The organism is Tropicimonas sp. IMCC34011 (assembly GCF_003390865.1).
Classification (GTDB): domain Bacteria; phylum Pseudomonadota; class Alphaproteobacteria; order Rhodobacterales; family Rhodobacteraceae; genus Tropicimonas_B.
Genome location: NZ_QMEJ01000001.1, coordinates 654,132 through 670,414, shown reverse-complemented (window position 1 = coordinate 670,414; position 16,283 = coordinate 654,132). Strand labels below are relative to the sequence as shown.

17 protein-coding genes and 1 other RNA gene are annotated in these 16,283 nt (G+C 67.4%); 12 read left to right on the top strand and 6 right to left on the bottom strand.

Annotation, left to right across the window (positions count from 1 at the left end; all coding sequences use genetic code 11):
- Window positions 1-41 precede the first annotated feature (41 nt).
- The 4 genes from DQG15_RS03205 (at window position 42) to rpmG (ending at window position 2,160) form a co-directional block, all read left to right on the top strand.
- Complete coding sequence (locus tag DQG15_RS03205; protein ID WP_116082671.1) at window positions 42-770, top strand: hypothetical protein; 729 nt, start codon at window positions 42-44, stop codon at window positions 768-770.
- Window positions 771-777: 7 nt separating this feature from the next.
- Window positions 778-1,476, top strand: a complete 699-nt coding sequence (locus tag DQG15_RS03200) for an N-acetylmuramoyl-L-alanine amidase (RefSeq protein WP_232830693.1) — start codon at window positions 778-780, stop codon at window positions 1,474-1,476.
- A 34-nt stretch (window positions 1,477-1,510) separates the two neighbouring features.
- An RNA gene (gene rnpB / locus DQG15_RS03195) (RNase P RNA component class A) lies at window positions 1,511-1,890 on the top strand.
- A gap of 102 nt (window positions 1,891-1,992) precedes the next feature.
- Window positions 1,993-2,160: a 50S ribosomal protein L33 gene (rpmG, locus tag DQG15_RS03190; protein ID WP_093418185.1), complete on the top strand. Its 168-nt coding sequence runs from the start codon at window positions 1,993-1,995 to the stop codon at window positions 2,158-2,160.
- Window positions 2,161-2,379: 219 nt separating this feature from the next.
- Here rpmG and DQG15_RS03185 read toward each other — a convergent pair whose 3' ends face one another.
- Window positions 2,380-2,832 carry a DUF1178 family protein gene (locus tag DQG15_RS03185; RefSeq protein ID WP_370454157.1) on the bottom strand — a complete coding sequence of 151 codons (453 nt, stop codon included), beginning with the start codon at window positions 2,830-2,832 and terminating at the stop codon, window positions 2,380-2,382.
- Between the two features lie 114 nt (window positions 2,833-2,946).
- On the opposite strand from DQG15_RS03185, the gene DQG15_RS03180 reads away from it, so the two are divergent.
- From DQG15_RS03180 to thpR, 3 genes are read left to right on the top strand one after another with little or no spacing between them, the layout of a single operon-like run.
- A complete protein-coding gene (locus tag DQG15_RS03180) occupies window positions 2,947-3,492 on the top strand; it encodes a glutathione peroxidase (RefSeq protein ID WP_116082667.1) in 546 nt (181 codons plus the stop codon).
- Window positions 3,482-4,606 (top strand): acetoin utilization protein AcuC, encoded by a 1,125-nt coding sequence (locus tag DQG15_RS03175; protein WP_232830692.1) that lies wholly within the window; start codon window positions 3,482-3,484, stop codon window positions 4,604-4,606. The genes DQG15_RS03180 and DQG15_RS03175 overlap by 11 nt, the downstream gene beginning before the upstream one ends.
- Window positions 4,603-5,157: an RNA 2',3'-cyclic phosphodiesterase gene (gene thpR, locus DQG15_RS18070; RefSeq protein ID WP_157968878.1), complete on the top strand. Its 555-nt coding sequence runs from the start codon at window positions 4,603-4,605 to the stop codon at window positions 5,155-5,157. Before DQG15_RS03175 ends, thpR begins: the two co-directional genes overlap by 4 nt.
- Here the strand turns inward: thpR and DQG15_RS03165 are convergent.
- The 3 genes from DQG15_RS03165 to DQG15_RS18065 form a co-directional block, all read right to left on the bottom strand.
- Complete coding sequence (locus DQG15_RS03165) at window positions 5,127-6,383, bottom strand: 3-deoxy-D-manno-octulosonic acid transferase (RefSeq protein WP_116082664.1); 1,257 nt, start codon at window positions 6,381-6,383, stop codon at window positions 5,127-5,129. The two genes, thpR and DQG15_RS03165, sit on opposite strands and share 31 nt — an antisense overlap.
- Before the next feature lie 133 nt (window positions 6,384-6,516).
- Window positions 6,517-7,074 carry an RNA polymerase sigma factor gene (locus DQG15_RS03160; protein WP_116082662.1) on the bottom strand — a complete coding sequence of 186 codons (558 nt, stop codon included), beginning with the start codon at window positions 7,072-7,074 and terminating at the stop codon, window positions 6,517-6,519.
- A complete protein-coding gene (locus DQG15_RS18065) occupies window positions 7,071-7,259 on the bottom strand; it encodes a NepR family anti-sigma factor (RefSeq protein ID WP_370454156.1) in 189 nt (62 codons plus the stop codon). The genes DQG15_RS03160 and DQG15_RS18065 overlap by 4 nt, the downstream gene beginning before the upstream one ends.
- 366 nt (window positions 7,260-7,625) lie before the next feature.
- Between DQG15_RS18065 and DQG15_RS03155 the strand changes: the two genes are divergently transcribed.
- The 5 genes from DQG15_RS03155 to DQG15_RS03135 all read left to right on the top strand — a co-directional run bounded on the left by DQG15_RS03155 (window position 7,626) and on the right by DQG15_RS03135 (window position 12,515).
- Window positions 7,626-8,762: an NAD(P)H-dependent glycerol-3-phosphate dehydrogenase gene (locus DQG15_RS03155; protein ID WP_116082661.1), complete on the top strand. Its 1,137-nt coding sequence runs from the start codon at window positions 7,626-7,628 to the stop codon at window positions 8,760-8,762.
- Window positions 8,759-9,532, top strand: a complete 774-nt coding sequence (locus DQG15_RS03150) for an HAD-IIB family hydrolase (protein WP_116082658.1) — start codon at window positions 8,759-8,761, stop codon at window positions 9,530-9,532. Before DQG15_RS03155 ends, DQG15_RS03150 begins: the two co-directional genes overlap by 4 nt.
- The gene (gene ggpS / locus DQG15_RS03145; RefSeq protein ID WP_116082656.1) at window positions 9,522-11,009 is read left to right on the top strand and encodes a glucosylglycerol-phosphate synthase; all 1,488 of its coding nucleotides are present in this window, start codon (window positions 9,522-9,524) and stop codon (window positions 11,007-11,009) included. The genes DQG15_RS03150 and ggpS overlap by 11 nt, the downstream gene beginning before the upstream one ends.
- 70 nt (window positions 11,010-11,079) lie before the next feature.
- Window positions 11,080-12,246, top strand: a complete 1,167-nt coding sequence (locus tag DQG15_RS03140; RefSeq protein WP_116082654.1) for an acetate/propionate family kinase — start codon at window positions 11,080-11,082, stop codon at window positions 12,244-12,246.
- 50 nt (window positions 12,247-12,296) lie between these two features.
- Entirely contained in the window at window positions 12,297-12,515 is a 219-nt protein-coding gene (locus DQG15_RS03135; RefSeq protein WP_116082652.1) for a hypothetical protein, read from the top strand.
- 155 nt (window positions 12,516-12,670) lie between these two features.
- On the opposite strand, the gene DQG15_RS03130 is transcribed toward DQG15_RS03135, so the two are convergent.
- A complete protein-coding gene (locus tag DQG15_RS03130; protein WP_232830691.1) occupies window positions 12,671-15,610 on the bottom strand; it encodes a valine--tRNA ligase in 2,940 nt (979 codons plus the stop codon).
- 119 nt (window positions 15,611-15,729) lie between these two features.
- Window positions 15,730-16,161, bottom strand: coding sequence for an Lrp/AsnC family transcriptional regulator (locus DQG15_RS03125; RefSeq protein WP_116082648.1), 432 nt, complete (start codon window positions 16,159-16,161; stop codon window positions 15,730-15,732).
- Between the last annotated feature and the right edge of the window lie 122 nt (window positions 16,162-16,283).

Genomic DNA, 16,283 nt, shown 5'->3' with positions numbered 1-16,283 from the left:
GCCGGCAGCAAAAAACTTCTTCTCATCCTGGTAGACCGAAGATGACCCGTTCGATTCATTCCTCCACCGCCCTGACCGTTCTTGCCGCGCTCGCGCTCTCCGCGTGCCAGCCGGCAATCCCGGACAGTGCGGCGCAGTACGACGACCGGGTGAGCTTCGAGACCGCCCGCGCGGGGCAGGCCACCGGCGCGCTGCCGGTCCTGCCGCCCGAAGCTACTGGCGCTCCCGCGGTGAACAGCTCTGCGGTCGATGGCCTGTCCTCCTCCGATCTCGCCGCGGCCGGGATCGGCGCGCAGGGCTCCACTTCGGCGTCGTCCTATCCGCCACCCGAGGCGGTTGTCGTGGAGCCCGTTCCCGGCGCGGTCATCAGCCCCCCTGGGTCGGCCGAACTCTCGGACGAGCAGAACTTCAAGGCCGTGGCCGAGCGGGAGACGATCGAGAGCGACGCCGAGCGCCTCGAACGCCAGCGGGCGCAATACCGTCAGGTGCAGCCGGGCGAGTTGCCGCAGCGCACGGGCGAGGGCGGTCCGAACATCGTCGCCTATGCCCTCCAGACGAGCAATTCCGTCGGACAGCCGCTGTACCGCCGGATGTTCGCCAGCGCTGAGAAGGCTCGGCGGAACTGCGCGAACTATCCCTCGCCTGACGTGGCGCAGCGGGATTTCCTCGCCCGCGGCGGGCCGCAGCGCGACCGTCTCGGGATCGACCCGGATGGCGACGGGTTCGCCTGCTCCTGGGATCCCAGCGGCTTCCGCGCCGCGCGCAGCTGATCTGCCGTTGACCCTCGCAGAAGAGCGCGCCGCGCGGTCTTCTCCCAATCACGGGGACCGGCGGGACGGGCTGCGCCCGGATCTCGTCGTCCTGCATTTCACCGCCATGGCAACCGCCGAGCTTGCCCTCGACCGCCTCTGCGATCCTGTGGCGGAGGTCTCCGCGCACTGGCTGATCGCGCGGGACGGGGAGGTGCATTCGCTCGTTCCGGAGGAGCGGCGTGCCTGGCATGCCGGTGCAGGAAGCTGGTGCGGGCAGGGGGATATCAACTCCCGGTCCATCGGCATCGAGCTCGACAATGACGGGCGGTCTCCGTTCTCGGAGCCGCTGATGTCCGCCCTCGAGGATCTGCTCCCCGGTGTGATGGCCCGCCACGGGATCGGCCCCGGCGGGGTGATCGGCCACTCCGACATGGCTCCGGGACGGAAGGTCGATCCGGGCGGGCGGTTCGACTGGCTGCGTCTCGTGCGCCGGGATCTCGCCCTCTGGCCGGATGTGGACATTCTTTCGATCAAGGAGGAGGGGCCGTGCGATATCGGCGAGCTGGACTCCCTTCTCACCGAGATCGGCTATCCAGGCGACGCCCCCCACGAGGACCGGCTGGCGGCCTTCCGCCTTCGTGCGCGACCCTTCTTCACCGGCGCTGCGGATGCCACAGATCTTGCACGGGCACGCGCCGTCCTCGCACGTCTTGCCGAGGCTTGACCCCGAGGATCACCGCGCATAGCTGGACGCTCGCGCGGATGGCCGGACGGCCGCGGGAGGACATCCTTCCGAGGAAAGTCCGGACTCCATGAAGAAACGGTGCCGGGTAACGCCCGGGCGGGGTAACCCGACGGAAAGCGCCACAGAGAACAGACCGCCCCGGATCCGTCCGGGGTCAGGGTGAAACGGTGGGGTAAGAGCCCACCGCGGAGGCGGCAACGTCTCCGGCATGGCAAGCCCCACCGGGAGCAATGCCGAATAGGACCTCCGCGCCCGATACGAGGGCAGGGCCGCTTCAGCCCGGGAGGTCGGGTTGGCAGCTAGATCCCGTCCGCGAGGGCGGGAGCAGATGAATGGTCGTCGGCGGGGATCCGTCCCCGACCACAGGATCCGGCTTACAGGCCGTCCGCGCGAAATCTCAGGCCCGCTCCCTGTTGACAGGGGGCGGCGCACGGGTAAAAGGCGCATTCAAGCTTATCACCGGCGGGCCGACCTCCCGCGCGAAGGAGAGACGAGATGGCGAAGCCGACAACGATCAAGATCCGCCTGAACTCGACCGCGGATACGGGCCACTTCTACGTGACCAAGAAGAACGCCCGGACCATGACCGAGAAGATGACGATCAAGAAGTACGACCCCGTCGCGCGCAAGCACGTCGAGTACAAGGAAGGCAAGATCAAGTAAGAGGCGCTCGCGCGCTCGGCACTTGGGCCTTGCTGACATTCGGAAGCCGCGCCTCCTTTTGTGGAGTGCGCGGCTTCTGACATTCTGGGGGTAGCGCGGGTGCGCCGGGAGGCGAGGTCCGGCGCCGCGTGGACTGGTGGGACAAGTCGCCGGTGCTGCGCAGCGTGCGCGACGAGGGGGCACTATCCGGGGCTCAGGCGAATCAGCCGATCTCGGCGCTCAGTTCGCCTTCGTATTGCGAAGGAAGGGCAGGGGGACGACCTCGATCCCGTCGCGGAGAAGCTCCCTTGCCTCGTCGGGCCGTGCCTCTCCGCGGATGGCCCGGCTCGGCTTTTCGCCCTCGTGTATGGCGCGGGCTTCGCGGGCGAAGTTCCGGCCGACATCCTCGGTCCCCGCCTCGATCTTCCGGCGCAGCTCCCGGAGCGCCTGTTCGGCGGGGCTCGCGGGCTGCGATAGGGGACGCTCGGACGGTGCGGAATCTTTGGTCGGCGTGCGGCCGGAGGAGACGCTCGGCGCCATCATCGCCCGGTCGACCTCAGACGAGCCACAAACGGCGCAGCCGAGACGGCCGGAATCGCGCAGGGCCTCGAACTTCTCGGCCGAGGCAAACCAGCTTTCGAAGCGGTGGTCCTTGTCGCATTTGAGGGAGTAGCGGATCATCGGTCCGAGCATGTAGGCAGTTCCGCCGCCCCTGCAAGTGTCTCCGTGCCGCATGGCGCAAGATCTTGAAGCGGCGTGACCGCGCCATACCATTGCGGCTCACAGTCCTGACGAAGGGGCGTTTCGATGCACCGCCGCACATTCTCTTTCGCCCTCGGCGCAACGCTCGTGGCAGGGCCCCTCGGGGCGGCGTCCTCTGGGCCGCGCATACCAGACTTCACCTTCGCGTCCATCGATGGCGGTCGACACGATCTTTCGGCGTGGCGGGGAGATCCGGTGCTCGTGGTGAACACAGCGTCGCTCTGCGCATTTGCGCCCCAGCTGGACGGACTTCAGGATCTTCACGATCGCTATGCAGATCGGGGCCTGCATGTGCTGGCCGTACCGTCGGACGACTTCCACCAGGAACTCGGCAGCGACAAGGAGGTGCGGGACTTCTGTGCGCTCCAGTTCGACATCACCCTGCCGATGGCCTCGATCACGCATGTCCGCGGCCCGAAGGCGCATCCCTTCTATGCGTGGGTGAAGGCCGAGGAGGGGTTCGAGCCGGACTGGAACTTCAACAAGATCTTGCTTGGCCCGGACGGGCGCGTCGTGCGGACGTTCGGCGCCGCCACCCGCCCCCTGTCCATGCCGATGATCCGCTCCATCGAGGCGCTGCTTGACGGCTGACCCTGCGCCGAAGCTCATCGGATCGGAGATCTATCGCGGCTCGTCCTACGGCTCCTGGCACCCGCTTGCGATCCCGCGCGTCTCCACCGTGATGGACCTGACCCGCGCGCTTGGCTGGGTCCCGCCGGGAAGCTACATCCCGAGCCCGCGCGCAAAGCCCGCGGCTCTCCATGCCTGGCATGATCCGGCCTACGTCGCCGCGCTACAAAGGGCGGAGGCGGATGGCGAGGTGGACGAGGAGACCCGCCGGCGGCACGACATCGGCACCGTCTCCAACCCGATCTTCCCGGAAATCTACCGCCGACCGGCGACGGCCGCCGGCGGATCCCTTCTGGCAGGGGAGCTTCTTGCGACAGGCGGCGTGATCCACAATCCCGCCGGCGGAACGCATCACGGGATGCCGGACCGTGCCGGTGGCTTCTGCTATCTCAACGATCCCGTGCTCGGCATCCTGTCGCTGCGCAGGAACGGAGCGCGGCGGGTGGCCTATGTCGATATCGACGCGCACCATCCGGACGGGGTCGCAGTCGGCTTCAGCGGAGAGCCGGATGTCCTGATGATCTCGGTCCACGAGGAGAAGCGCTGGCCCTTCACGGGCGCGCTGGAGGATCGGGAGGGCGGCAGCGCCGTGAACCTGCCAGTGCCGGCCGGACTGAACGACACCGAGTTCAACTTCATCGCGGGCGAGCTGATCCTGCCGCTGGTGGAGCGGTTCGCGCCGGATGCCATCGTCCTGCAATGCGGTGCGGATGCGGTTCAGGAGGATCCGCTCTCCCGGCTCGCACTGTCGAACAATGCGCATTTCGGGATGGTGGCGGCGCTGCGCCCGCTTTCCCCGCGCTACCTCGTCCTCGGCGGCGGGGGCTACAACCCCTGGACGGTCGGGCGGCTCTGGTCCGGTGTCTGGGGGACACTCCTCGGCGCCGAGATGCCCGACAGGGTGCCCCCGGAGGCCGAGGAGGTCCTGAGGGCGCTGAGCTGGTCCCGCAAGGGGCGGGGCGCGCCGACCGAGGCGCTGATGACGACGATCCGGGACGCGCCGCGGGAGGGGCCTATCGGCGAGCGGGTGCGGGCCGACGTCGGATTTCTGAGGCGACGGGAGGGCCTTGCGTGATCCGCCTCTTCGCCGCGATCCCGCTGCCAGAAGAGGTGCGCGAGCGCCTGACGGACATCGCCATCGACACGCCCGTCGGCCGGGCGGTGGACGCCGACCTCGTGCATCTCACGCTGTCCTTCTTCGGGGAGGTGACGGAGCCGCAGGGCGCCGATCTGCATGCCGCGCTGCTCGAGGTGAAGGGCGCCCCGTTCGATCTCTCCCTGAGCGGGCTCGGTGTCTTCGGACGCTCCCGCCCACGCATCGCCTATGCTGCCGTCCTGCCGTCGGAGCCGCTTATGCGGTTGCAGGCGAAGGTGGCCCAGGCGGGGCGCGCGGCGGGGCTGGAGCTGGAGGCCCGGCGCTTCGTGCCCCATGTGACGCTCGTGCGCCTGAGCGGCCATCGACCAGAGGCGGCGCCCATCGCGGATTTCGTGGTGGATGAGAACGATGCCGTGGAAGAGAGTGTGGAGGTCACGGGCTTCTGCCTCTACCGCTCGACGCTCCATCGCGACGGGCCGCACTACGAGCGGCTTCACAGTTATCCCTTCGGGGCGGTCCGGGACGTCTGAGCGAGGGCCCGGAGCTCGGCGGCCAGGGCGGCGATCCGGTCCGGTGTGACCGGGGTCAGCGCGATCTGCGCCGCCCGGGCTAGTTCGGCGGCCGCATCCGGGGTGAGACTGGCGAGGGCGCGGCCAAGCTCGGCGGCATTGCGAACCTCCAGCGCCCCGCCGGCCGTGTCGAGCGCGGCATAGGCTTCCGCGAAATTCGACGTATCCGGCCCGTGAAGAAGCGCGCAGCCGAAGGAGGCGGGCTCGTAGGGCGTGTGTCCGCCGCGGTCCGACAGCGATCCGCCGACCCAGCAGATCGAGGCGGACGCGTACCACAATGCCATCTCGCCGAGCGTATCGGCGAGAAGGATGTCGGTCTCCTCGGTCACCGCGTCCCCGGTTGAGCGGCGCGCGACGCGGAACGGCGTCTTCGAGAGCAAGGCCGCAACCTCGTCGCCCCGGGCGGGATGGCGGATGGCGAGGATGAGGCGCAGCTCGGGCCGCTCCTTGCGCGCTTCGGTGAAGGCCTCGAGGACGATACGCTCTTCCGGCGCGTGGGTGGAGGCGGCGAGGCAGGTCAGCTCCCGCGCGTAGGGCCACGCGGCACGGAGCGCGGTCTCCGGCGGGGAGGCGAGGGACACCGAGGCCTTGAGCGTCATCGGGTCCGCAAGCGAGGCCTCCGCGACGCCGAGATCCGCAAACCGTTCCGCCGATGAGGCATCCTGCGGCACAACCAGCGACAGGCCCGCGAGATGAGGGCCGACGACCACGCCCCAGCGGGACCACCGTTCTGCGCTGCGTTCGGACAGGCGGGCCGAGATCAGGACGCGCGGAATGCCGCGGCGGGCGAGGAGGGCGAAGCGGTTCGGCCATATCTCGTTCTCGACCCCGACATAGAGGCACGGTTTTGCGCGCCGAAGGAACCGGAAGAGGCAGAGGCGCTGATCAAGCGGGGCAAGGCGCGGGGTGAGGCCATCGAGGCCCCAGCCTCGGACCGTATCCCGGGCGTTCACCGTGTTGCAGGTGAGGGTGACCGGCCCGCCCGCCACCAGCGCCGTGACGAGGCCCCGTGCCGAATTGGCCTCGCCGACCGACGCCGCGTGAACCCAAGGGCCAGGGGCCGCGGGCCCGCCGCCCATCCGCTCCCGAAAATCAGCCCAGCTTTCCCGCCCGCGCACCGCGCGCAGGAAGAACGCGGTGAAGATCGGCAAGAGGGCGATGGTCAGTAGGAGCCGATAAAGTAGCATGGGGCCTATCTTCCGGGCTGTGTCCCCGGATCGGCGTCTCACCGGGTCTCGGCGACAGCGAAGAGCCGGAAAGAAGCCCCCCATGCGCTGAACAGCATGGAGGGCTTTCGTTGGAACGCTCGCGTAAGCCGGATCAGCAGGGCGACAGGCCGACCCCTGCGAGGACGGCGACCGTGGCCTGGTCGGTCAGCTCCATTTCCTCGTCGTCGCGCATATGCAGCATCTTGATCAGCGCCTGACGACCGCGGTTCGCGCGGCTCTTGATCGTGCCGATGGCGACGCCGCAGGTCTCAGCGGCCTCCTCGTAGGAGAAGCCCGATGCGCCGACGAGGATCAACGCCTCGCGCTGCTCATCAGGGAGCTTGGCGAAGGCGACAGAAAAGTCCCGGAGAGCGAGGCGCCCGTCATGGTCGGGCTTGCTCGCCAACGTGGCGGCAAAGGCGCCGTCGGGATCGCTGACCTCGCGCTTCGACTTCCGACGGCCGGAATAGAAGGTGTTGCGGAGGATGGTGAAGAGCCAAGCGCGGAGATTGGTGCCCACCTCGAACTTGTCGAGATTGGACCACGCCTTGACGACCGTGTCCTGAACGAGATCGTCAGCGGCGGCAGAATTTCGGGTCAGCGAGAGCGCAAACGCGCGCATGGCCGGCAGATGGTCGACGATTTCGTCGCGGGGATCCCGATGATTCATTGCGCGTTGTCTTGCTCTCTTAGTTGTCTCAGCAGATCCGTGAACCGATCGGGAACCTCTTCCTGCAGCATCTCATTGTATGCGCGGCGGAGGTTTGCATCGACATATTCCGTTCGCTCGGGATCGGCGTTTTCGTACCCCGCGTCGCTTTCGGTCGTCGTTCGGTTCATTGTCGCTAAACTCATCTAAGGTCTGGCCTGCCGCGTTTGTTGATGTCAGAATTCCGTGCCATCGGAGCAACTCCTCGCCGTGCAGGAAAGTTCCAAGCATCTTTCATCGGTCCTGAAACCGGACCGATCTCTGATATCTAGGCAGCGGCTTTCGGAAAATGATCTAACCCGGCCGAACGTGGGTTCAAGTCGTCTCCTCGAGAGGTGTTCCACCCCGTTAACGCAGGTCGGGGATTGGGAACCGCGCCCGGGCACGATATGTTGATTGCGAAGGGCGCCACCGGACCGGGTGAACGGGTCGGGGCGCCGGTAGCTTCAGAGGGACTTCATGACAATCCGGGACATGCCGAGCCGTTCGTCGATTGGATCGGGAGGCCGCACATGACCGAGGCATCCGGGACCGGCGAAAGCGGTCTGGGGCAGGCCAGACCCTACGACACCGTGACAGTCATCGGCGCAGGCGCATGGGGCACGGCGCTCGCCGCCATGGCCCGCCGCGCCGGGCGCACCACGAGGATCTGGGGCCGGACGCGGGAGGATATCGAAGCCTTCTCCCGCACGGGCCGGAACGACCGCTACCTCAACGGAGTGGCGCTTCCCGAGGGCATCGAGCCGATGGCGGATCTGGAGGAGGCGCTTGCGGGAACCGGATGCGTGCTCCTCGTGACGCCCTCCCGCAGCCTTCGCGAAATGTGCGGCAAGCTCAAGGGATTGGTGCCCGAAGGCGCTCCGGTCGTCCTTTGTGCCAAGGGGATCGAGCAGGGGACGGGCAAGCTTCTGTCGGAGGTTGCGGCGGAGGAACTTCCGGGCCACGTCATCGGCGCGCTCTCAGGGCCGACATTTGCCCGCGAAACGGCGATGAACCATCCCACGGCCGTCACGCTCGCGTTCGAGTTCACCCCGGCGGACCGGCGCGAGCCGTCGCAGGCGCCGGCCTCCCGGCTCGCGACGTCGCTCGGCTCCAACACCTTCCGCCCCTACATCTCTGACGACCTGACCGGTGTCGAGGTCGCGGGCGCGGTGAAGAACGTGATCGCCATCGCCTGCGGGATGATGACAGGCGCGGGGTATGCCGAGAATACCCGTGCCGCGTTGATCACCTGGGGTCTCGATGAAATGAAAACGCTCGCCGAAGCCTTGGGCGGGCGACGCGAAACGGTGACGGGCCTTGCCGGCACCGGCGATCTGACCCTGACCTGCTCGTCCCCCACCTCACGGAACATGAAGCTTGGACTTCAGCTCGGGCAGGGCATTCCCCGCGACGAGTGCTTCGGCGGGCAGGATACCGTGGTCGAGGGAGAAGTGAACGCCGTCTCCGTCAACGACCTGGCCGAGCGCATCGGGGTCGAGCTGCCCGTCTGCCGCGCCGTCCACGACATCCTTCACGAGGGCGCGGACCTGCGCCAGACCTTTACCGATCTCTGGGGCCGTCCTCTCGTGGGCGAACCCAAGGCGCTGAACGTCGCCCTCGATCACCCGTCGCACGCCCTTGAACGAGCCATGAAAGCCGCCCAATGACCGATCTGACGACCCGCGAATTCGTCCTCGCCACCGATCTCGACGGAACCTTCCTCGGCGGTACTGATGAGGCCCGGGCCGCCCTCTACGAATGGATCGACGCGAACCGCGACAGCGTCGGTCTCGTCTTCGTCACGGGGCGCGATCCGGAATTCATCGTCGATCTGACCCGCGGCACGCCGATCCCGACACCGGACTACGTGGTCGGCGACGTGGGCACGACCATCGCCCGCGTCGTGGACGGGCAGGTCGAGCCCATCGCCGAGCTGGAAGAGGAGATCGCGCGGACGTGGGGCGATGCGGGACCGCGCGTCCGGCAGGCGCTCGACGGGCATCCGGGCCTGACGGTTCAGGACACCGAGTTCCGCTATCGCGTCTCCTTCGACATGGATCCCGAGACCTACGACGACAGCGCCGCGCTGAAGGTGTCCGAGATGGGGTTCGATCCGCTCATCTCCGCCAACCGTTATTTCGACGTCCTGCCCCGCGGCATCTCCAAGGGTCCGTCCATCCGGCGGCTCGTGTCGCACCTCGGTGTCGAGGAACGGCGCGTCCTGTGCGCCGGCGACACCCTCAACGATCTGTCCATGCTGGTCTGCGGCCTTCCTGCCGTCGCGGTCGGCAATTCCGAAGCTCCGCTCCTCGAGGCCCTGCCCGAGGACGCCCCCCATATCTGGCGCGCCAAGGCCGATGGCTGCGCCGGGATCTGGGAGGCGATCGCCGCCTTCGGCCTTCATTCCCAAGCCCGAGAGACCCCCAATGCCCTCTGATCTCGTCATCGTCTATCATCGCCAGCCCTACGAGGAGGTCGTCGAGAACGGCGAGACCCTCTACCGCGAGAACAAGAGCCCCAACGGCATCGTGCCGACGCTGAAGGGCCTCTTCGGCAAGGCCAAGAAGGGCTCCTGGGTCGCTTGGAAAGAGGCCGAGGATCCGAATGATCCGGGCTTCGAGCGGGTGATCGAGATCGAGGACAGTTTCGGGACCTACAACGTCTCCCGACTGCCCCTGACCAAGGAGCAGGTCAGGAGCTTCTATCACGTCACCTCGAAGGAGGCCTTCTGGCCGATCCTCCACTCCTTCAAGGATCGCTACAATTACGATCCGGTCGACTGGCCGACCTTCCGCGAGGTGAACTGGGCCTTCGCCGAGGCCGCCGCGAACGAGGCCGCCGAGGGTGCGCTCGTCTGGGTGCACGACTACAACCTCTGGCTGGTTCCCGGATACCTGCGCAAACTGCGGCCGGACGTCACGATCAGCTTCTTCCACCACACGCCGTTCCCGTCGGCGGACATGTTCAACGTCCTGCCGTGGCGCGAGGAGATCGTGTCGAGCCTCTTGTCGTGCGATGTCGTCGGCTTCCATATCCCGCGCTACGCCGCCAACTTCGCCCGCGTGGCGCAATCGCTGTTCGACTGCGAAATCTCCGCGCGACGGCGGATCAAGCAATCCGACCAGCCCATCGGCTCCGCGCTCGACGAGCGGTCGATGTTCACCGAACTGACGATGGAGGACGGCCGCAAGGTCGCTCTGTCCGCCAGCCCCGTCGGGATCGACGTGGATTACGTCCGCTCCAAGGCCGAGGCGGTCGATGGCCTCGTGGGAGAGATCAAGGCCGACATGGGCGAGCAGAAGCTCATCCTCTCTGTGTCCCGGACGGATTATACGAAGGGCGGGATCGAGCAGCTCCTGGCGTACGAGCGGCTGCTGCAGAGCCGTAAGGACCTGATCGGCAAGGTGCGCCTCATGCACGTCTCGGTCATGGCGAACCGCAACATGACCGCCTATGCCGAGATCCAGGCCGAGGTGGAGCAGATCGCCGGCCGCATCAACGGCACCTTCGGGACGCTCGAATGGCAACCGCTCGCCCTGATCAGCCAGGCCGTGCCCTTCGACAAGCTGGTGGCCTATTACCGCGCGGCCGATATCTGCTGGATCACGCCGCTCGCCGACGGGATGAACCTCGTCTGCAAGGAATACATCGCCGCGCGCGTGGACGGGGACGGCGTCGTCGTTCTCTCCGAGTTCGCCGGCGCGGCGGTGGAGTTGCCCTCGGCCATTCTCACCAACCCGTTCTCCAGCCGCTCCATGGACGTGGCCATCGAGCAGGGTCTCGCCATGTCCGAGCCCGAGCGGCGGGACCGGATGAAGGCCATGCGCGAGCAGATCGAGAAGGCGGACATCAAGGCCTGGGGCGACGAGCAGCTGTCCTACGGCAAGAAAGCCGTCGGCGCGTCCGCCGCCTGAGCCGGATATGCGGGACGCCGGGGTCCGCCCCGGCGCTCGCCACGTCCTCACCCCCCGGAAGGCGCCCCCAATGGATGCGGTCCTGACGCTCAATGCCGGCTCCTCCTCGCTCAAGTTCTCGGTCTACGAGGCCGGGGCACAGACGGGGCGGGGACCGGCGAAGATTCTCGGCGGACAGATCGAGCCCCTTGGCCCGGCCGCACGCCTCACCCTGGACGAGGCCGGTGAAACGCGCGTGACCGAGATCGGCCCGGCGGGCATGGGAGAGGCGATCGGCACTATTCTCGTGACGCTGCAGCGCCGGCTCGCGGGGCGGAGGGTCGCCGCGGTGGGACACCGGATCGTCCATGGCGGGACCGATTTCGATCGGCCGGTCCGCCTGACCCCCGGTGTCCTGAAGCGGCTTGAGGCGTTCGAACCTCTCGCCCCGCTCCATCAGCCGCACAACCTCGCCGGCGTCGCGGCCGCCGAGATCGCCTTTCCGGACGCGGCCCAGGTCGGCTGCTTCGACACCGCCTTCCACCGCGGGCATCCATGGGTGAACGATACCTTCGCGCTGCCGGCGCATCTCTACGAGGAGGGCGTGCGCAGGTACGGCTTCCACGGCCTGTCCTACGATTACATCTCGACCCGTCTTTCCGAAGACTGGCCGGACCTCGCGCGCGGCCGCGTCGTCGTCGCGCATCTCGGCAACGGTGCAAGCATGTGCGCGATGTCGGGCGGGCGCTCCGTCGCCTCTACCATGGGCTTCTCGGCGCTGGATGGCCTCCCCATGGGGACGCGCTCGGGGCAGGTCGATCCGGGTGTCCTCCTCTACCTCCTGGAGAAGGGGGAGGGGCCGGAGAGCATCGCCCGCATGCTCTACCGCGAAAGCGGTCTCCTCGGCCTCTCAGGCATCAGCCATGACATGCGCACGCTCCTCGCCTCCTCCGATCCGGCGGCGGCGCGGGCAATCGAGTACTACACGTTCCGCATCCGCAGGGAGATCGGCGCCATGGCGGCGGCGCTCGGCGGGATAGACGGTCTCGTCTTCACCGGCGGGGTTGGCCGGAATGCCGCGCCCGTCAGGACGATGGCCCTCGCCGGACTGGACTTTCTGGGCCTGACGCTGGACCCCGAGGCGAACCTGAACGGAGCCGAGCGCATCGGGAGCGGCTCGGCCGAGATCCTCGCGCTCGAGACGGATGAGGAAGGCGTCATCGCCCGGGCCTGTTTCAGAACGATCGCAGCCGATTGAACCAGATCGCGGGGTTCGGCGTTGGGACCGCGACGCAAGGAGTTACACGAATGTCCGCACCGCACACCGATGTCGAAAAGCAGGAAAAGCAGCACCGCCCCGCGATGATGGGGATCGGCTTCGCGATCCTCTGGGGGGTCGTCTTGCTGGCGGTGTTCATCGTCTTCATGATCTGGCGCGGCAGCGCGCCTGAAGAGGCCGAAACCCAGATCGACGGGCGCACGGGCGCGGTCGAGGAGCCTGCAGAGGGCGCCGCGACCGTCGAGTGATGCAAGTCCCGTCATGAGAGATTCATAAGGCGCCGTGAGGGATCAAGGCGCCTTTTTTAATGGTCGTCGCCTGCGCCGCTGCGGGGAGCGCCGGTCAGGGGCCCATTCCACCCTTGGGCGGAATGGTGGGGGCGACCAGCGGTCACCCCCCGGCGTCACGCGATCTCGCTGATCCGCGCCAGGGCATCCGCGAGCTTGTTCTCCTCGGCCTGCCGGGCCTCAAGATTGCCGCGGGTTTCTTCGATCACGTCGTCCGGCGCGCTTTCGATGAACTTGGGGTTCTCCAGCCGCTTGCGCATGCCGCCGATCTCCCCCTGAAGCTTCTTGAGCGTCTTCTCGAGACGGGCCTTCTCTGCGCCGGCGTCGATGATATCCGCGAGCGGCAGGCCGAAGGTCGCCCCTTTCACGGGCACCGTGATCGCCCCTTTCGGCATCTCGCCGGCGGCCTCGAGGCTCGCGATCCGCGCCAGTCGCATGATCATCGCCTCGTTCGCGGCCCATGCAGCTTCCGCGCGGGCGTCCATCCCGGTATGGACCATCGGCACCTGAAGGCCCGCCGGCACGCGGACCTGCGCCCGGGCCGACCTAATCCCGTCGATCAGCGAAATCGCGAAGGCCATCTCCTGAGACGCCTCCTCGTCCGCCAGCGCGCCCACGTCCAGCTCGGGCCAGGGCGCGAGGATGAGGGGCGTGGCGCGGGATGCGAGCGTGCCCCAGAGTTCTTCCGTCACGTACGGCATGAACGGGTGGAGGAGTGCGAGGCAGCGATCGATGACCCAGGCCATGACCGCGCGGGTCTCGGCGACCATCGCGGCGTCTTCGCCCATCAGCAGGGGCTTGGAGAACTCCACGTACCAGTCACAGACCGTGCCCCAGACGAACGAATAGAGCGTGTTGGCAGCGTCGTTGAACCGGAACGCCTCCAGCGCCTCGGAGGTCTCAGCCGCGGCCTTCGCGGTCTCGCCGAGGATCCAGCGGTTCACCGGCGCGGTCGCCTCGGGGATGCCCTCCGGCGCGCCGGCTTCAAAGGCGCCGTTCATCTCGGCGAACCGGCAGGCGTTCCAGAGCTTCGTGCTGAAGTTGCGGTATCCCGCGATCCGGTCCTTCGAGAGCTTGAGATCCCGCCCCATCGCGGCCATCGCCGAAAGTGTGAAGCGAACGGCATCGGCGCCGAACTCGTCGATCAGGTCGAGCGGGTCGAGGACGTTGCCGAGGGACTTCGACATCTTCTTGCCCTTCTCGTCCCGGACGAGGGCATGGACGTAGACCGTATCGAAGGGCCGTTCCTCGACGATGGCGTATTGCATCATCATCATCCGGGCGACCCAGAAGAAGATGATGTCGAAGCCAGTGACGAGGACCGAGGTCGGGAAGTAGCGCTTCAGCTCTTCCGTCTCCTCCGGCCAGCCGAGCGTGCCGATCGGCCAGAGACCGGACGAGAACCACGTGTCGAGGACGTCGGGATCCTGCGTGAGGGCGACGCCGTCGCCGGCCTTCTTCTGCGCCTCGGCTTCGGTGGTCGCGCAGTACTGGTTGCCGTCGGCGTCGAACCACACCGGGATGCGATGGCCCCACCACAGCTGGCGGGAGATGCACCAGGGCTCGATGTTCTCCAGCCAGTGGAAATAGACCTTGGCGTCCCGCTCGGGGAGGATCTTCACGGTGCCGTCGCGGACCGCATCGAGGGCCGGGCCGACGATCTGGGCGGCGTCGACGAACCACTGGTCCGTCAGCATCGGCTCGATGACGACCTTCGAGCGGTCTCCGAACGGCTGCATGATCGGCTTGGTCTCGACGAGGGGGACAAGCGTGTCGGCCCGCGCCTCGCCGCCTTCCTCGGGCGCTTCAGGCGCCTTGGCGGCCTTCGCACCAAGCCGTGGATCGGTGGGCGGGACCATCACGGCGAGGCCCTCAGCGGTGATCTGGTCGACCACGCGCTGGCGCGCCTCCAGACGGTCCAGCCCGCGCAGATCGTCGGGGACGAGGTTGACGGCGTCGGCCTCCGCCTCGTTCAACGTCCGCTCGCCCTTGGCCACGGACATCGCGACGGCGGCGGCCTCGGCATGGGGCGCACCGTCCGCGCGCATCTGCGCCTTGGTGTCCATCAGGCGGTACATCGGAATGCCGCCGCGCTTCGCGACTTCGTAGTCGTTGAAATCGTGCGCTCCGGTGATCTTCACCGCGCCGGAGCCGAAGTCCGGGTCCGGGTATTCGTCGGTGATGATCGGGATCAGGCGGCGGTGCTCCTTCGGCCCGACGGGGATCTCGCAGAGCTTGCCGACGATGGGGGCGTAGCGTTCGTCCGAGGGATGCACCGCGACGGCGCCGTCCCCGAGCATGGTCTCGGGGCGCGTGGTCGCGATGGAGATGTAGTCCCGCGTCTCCCGCAGGGTGACGGTCCCGTCCTCGTCCTTCTCGATGTACTCGTAGGTTTCGCCGCCGGCGAGGGGATAGCGGAAGTGCCACATGTGGCCCGGCGTCTCGACGTTCTCCACCTCGAGGTCGGAGATCGCGGTCTCGAAATGCGGGTCCCAGTTCACGAGGCGCTTGCCGCGGTAGATCTTGCCTTGCTCGTAGAGTTCAACGAAGACGCGGATGACGGCGTCGTGGAAGTCGGGGCCGCTGCCCGCATCCGGATCGCCCGGCGCACCGCCCATGGTGAAGGCCTCGCGCGACCAGTCGCAGGAGGCGCCGAGGCGCCGGAGCTGGCCGATGATCGTGCCGCGGCTCTTCTGCTTCTGTTGCCAGACCCGCTCGACGAAAGCCTCGCGCCCCATCTCCCGGCGCGGCGGCTCGCCGTTGGCCGCCATTTCCCGCTCGGTGACCATCTGGGTCGCGATGCCGGCATGGTCGGTTCCGGGCTGCCAGAGCGTGTCGTGCCCGCGCATGCGGTGCCAACGGACGAGGATGTCCTGAAGCGTGTTGTTGAACGCGTGGCCCATGTGGAGCGAGCCCGTGACGTTCGGCGGCGGAATCACGATGCTGAAGGTCTCGGCGCCGCTCTTGGCACCCGCTCCGGCGCGAAAGGCGCCGGCCTCTTCCCATGCTGCGTAGATCCGCGCCTCGGCGGCCTCGTGGTCGAAGGTCTTGTCCATCGCTTGGGATCGCCCGTCGTCTGAATATGTGATTGGGCGCCGGTCTACATAAGCCGCGCGCGAAGGGAAAGCGCGATGGGGCATGGGCCCCGGACCGCGCTTCCGGCGGTGAAGGGCGCTCAGATCCTGCGGTCGAACTTCGTCGTGAGATGGATCAGGCTCTCGGTCGTCCGCACGCCGGGGATGGTGCCGATCTCGTCCAGGGTCTCGTCGAGGGCCTGCGTCGTCTCCACCGAGAGCGAGAGGATCAGGTCCACGCGGCCCGTCGTCGTATGGCAGGCCTCAACCTCGGTCATCGTTCGCAGGCGCTGGAGGACCGCGGGCGTCGCGCGCGGTTCGACCTGCAGGAGCACCGTGCCGCGAATCCGCCTCAGCGTGACCGCCTCGCCGAGACGGATGGTGTATCCGGAGATCACCTTGCTCCGTTCCAGCCGCTCGATCCGCGCCTGAACGGTGGAGCGGGCGACCTTGAACCGGCGCGCGAGGCGGGAGGTCGAGGTCGAACTGTCTGCCGCAAGGGCGGCCAAAAGCTTCTCATCGAGGTCGTCCATCAAATCTGCCCGCTGTTTTCGTCATTTTGCCAACCATACTGCACAATTCGACGCTTTTCATCGGTGAAAATGTCCATCATATGCGCTTCATTCCTTTCAGGACTAAGGGCGCGGCAAAATGT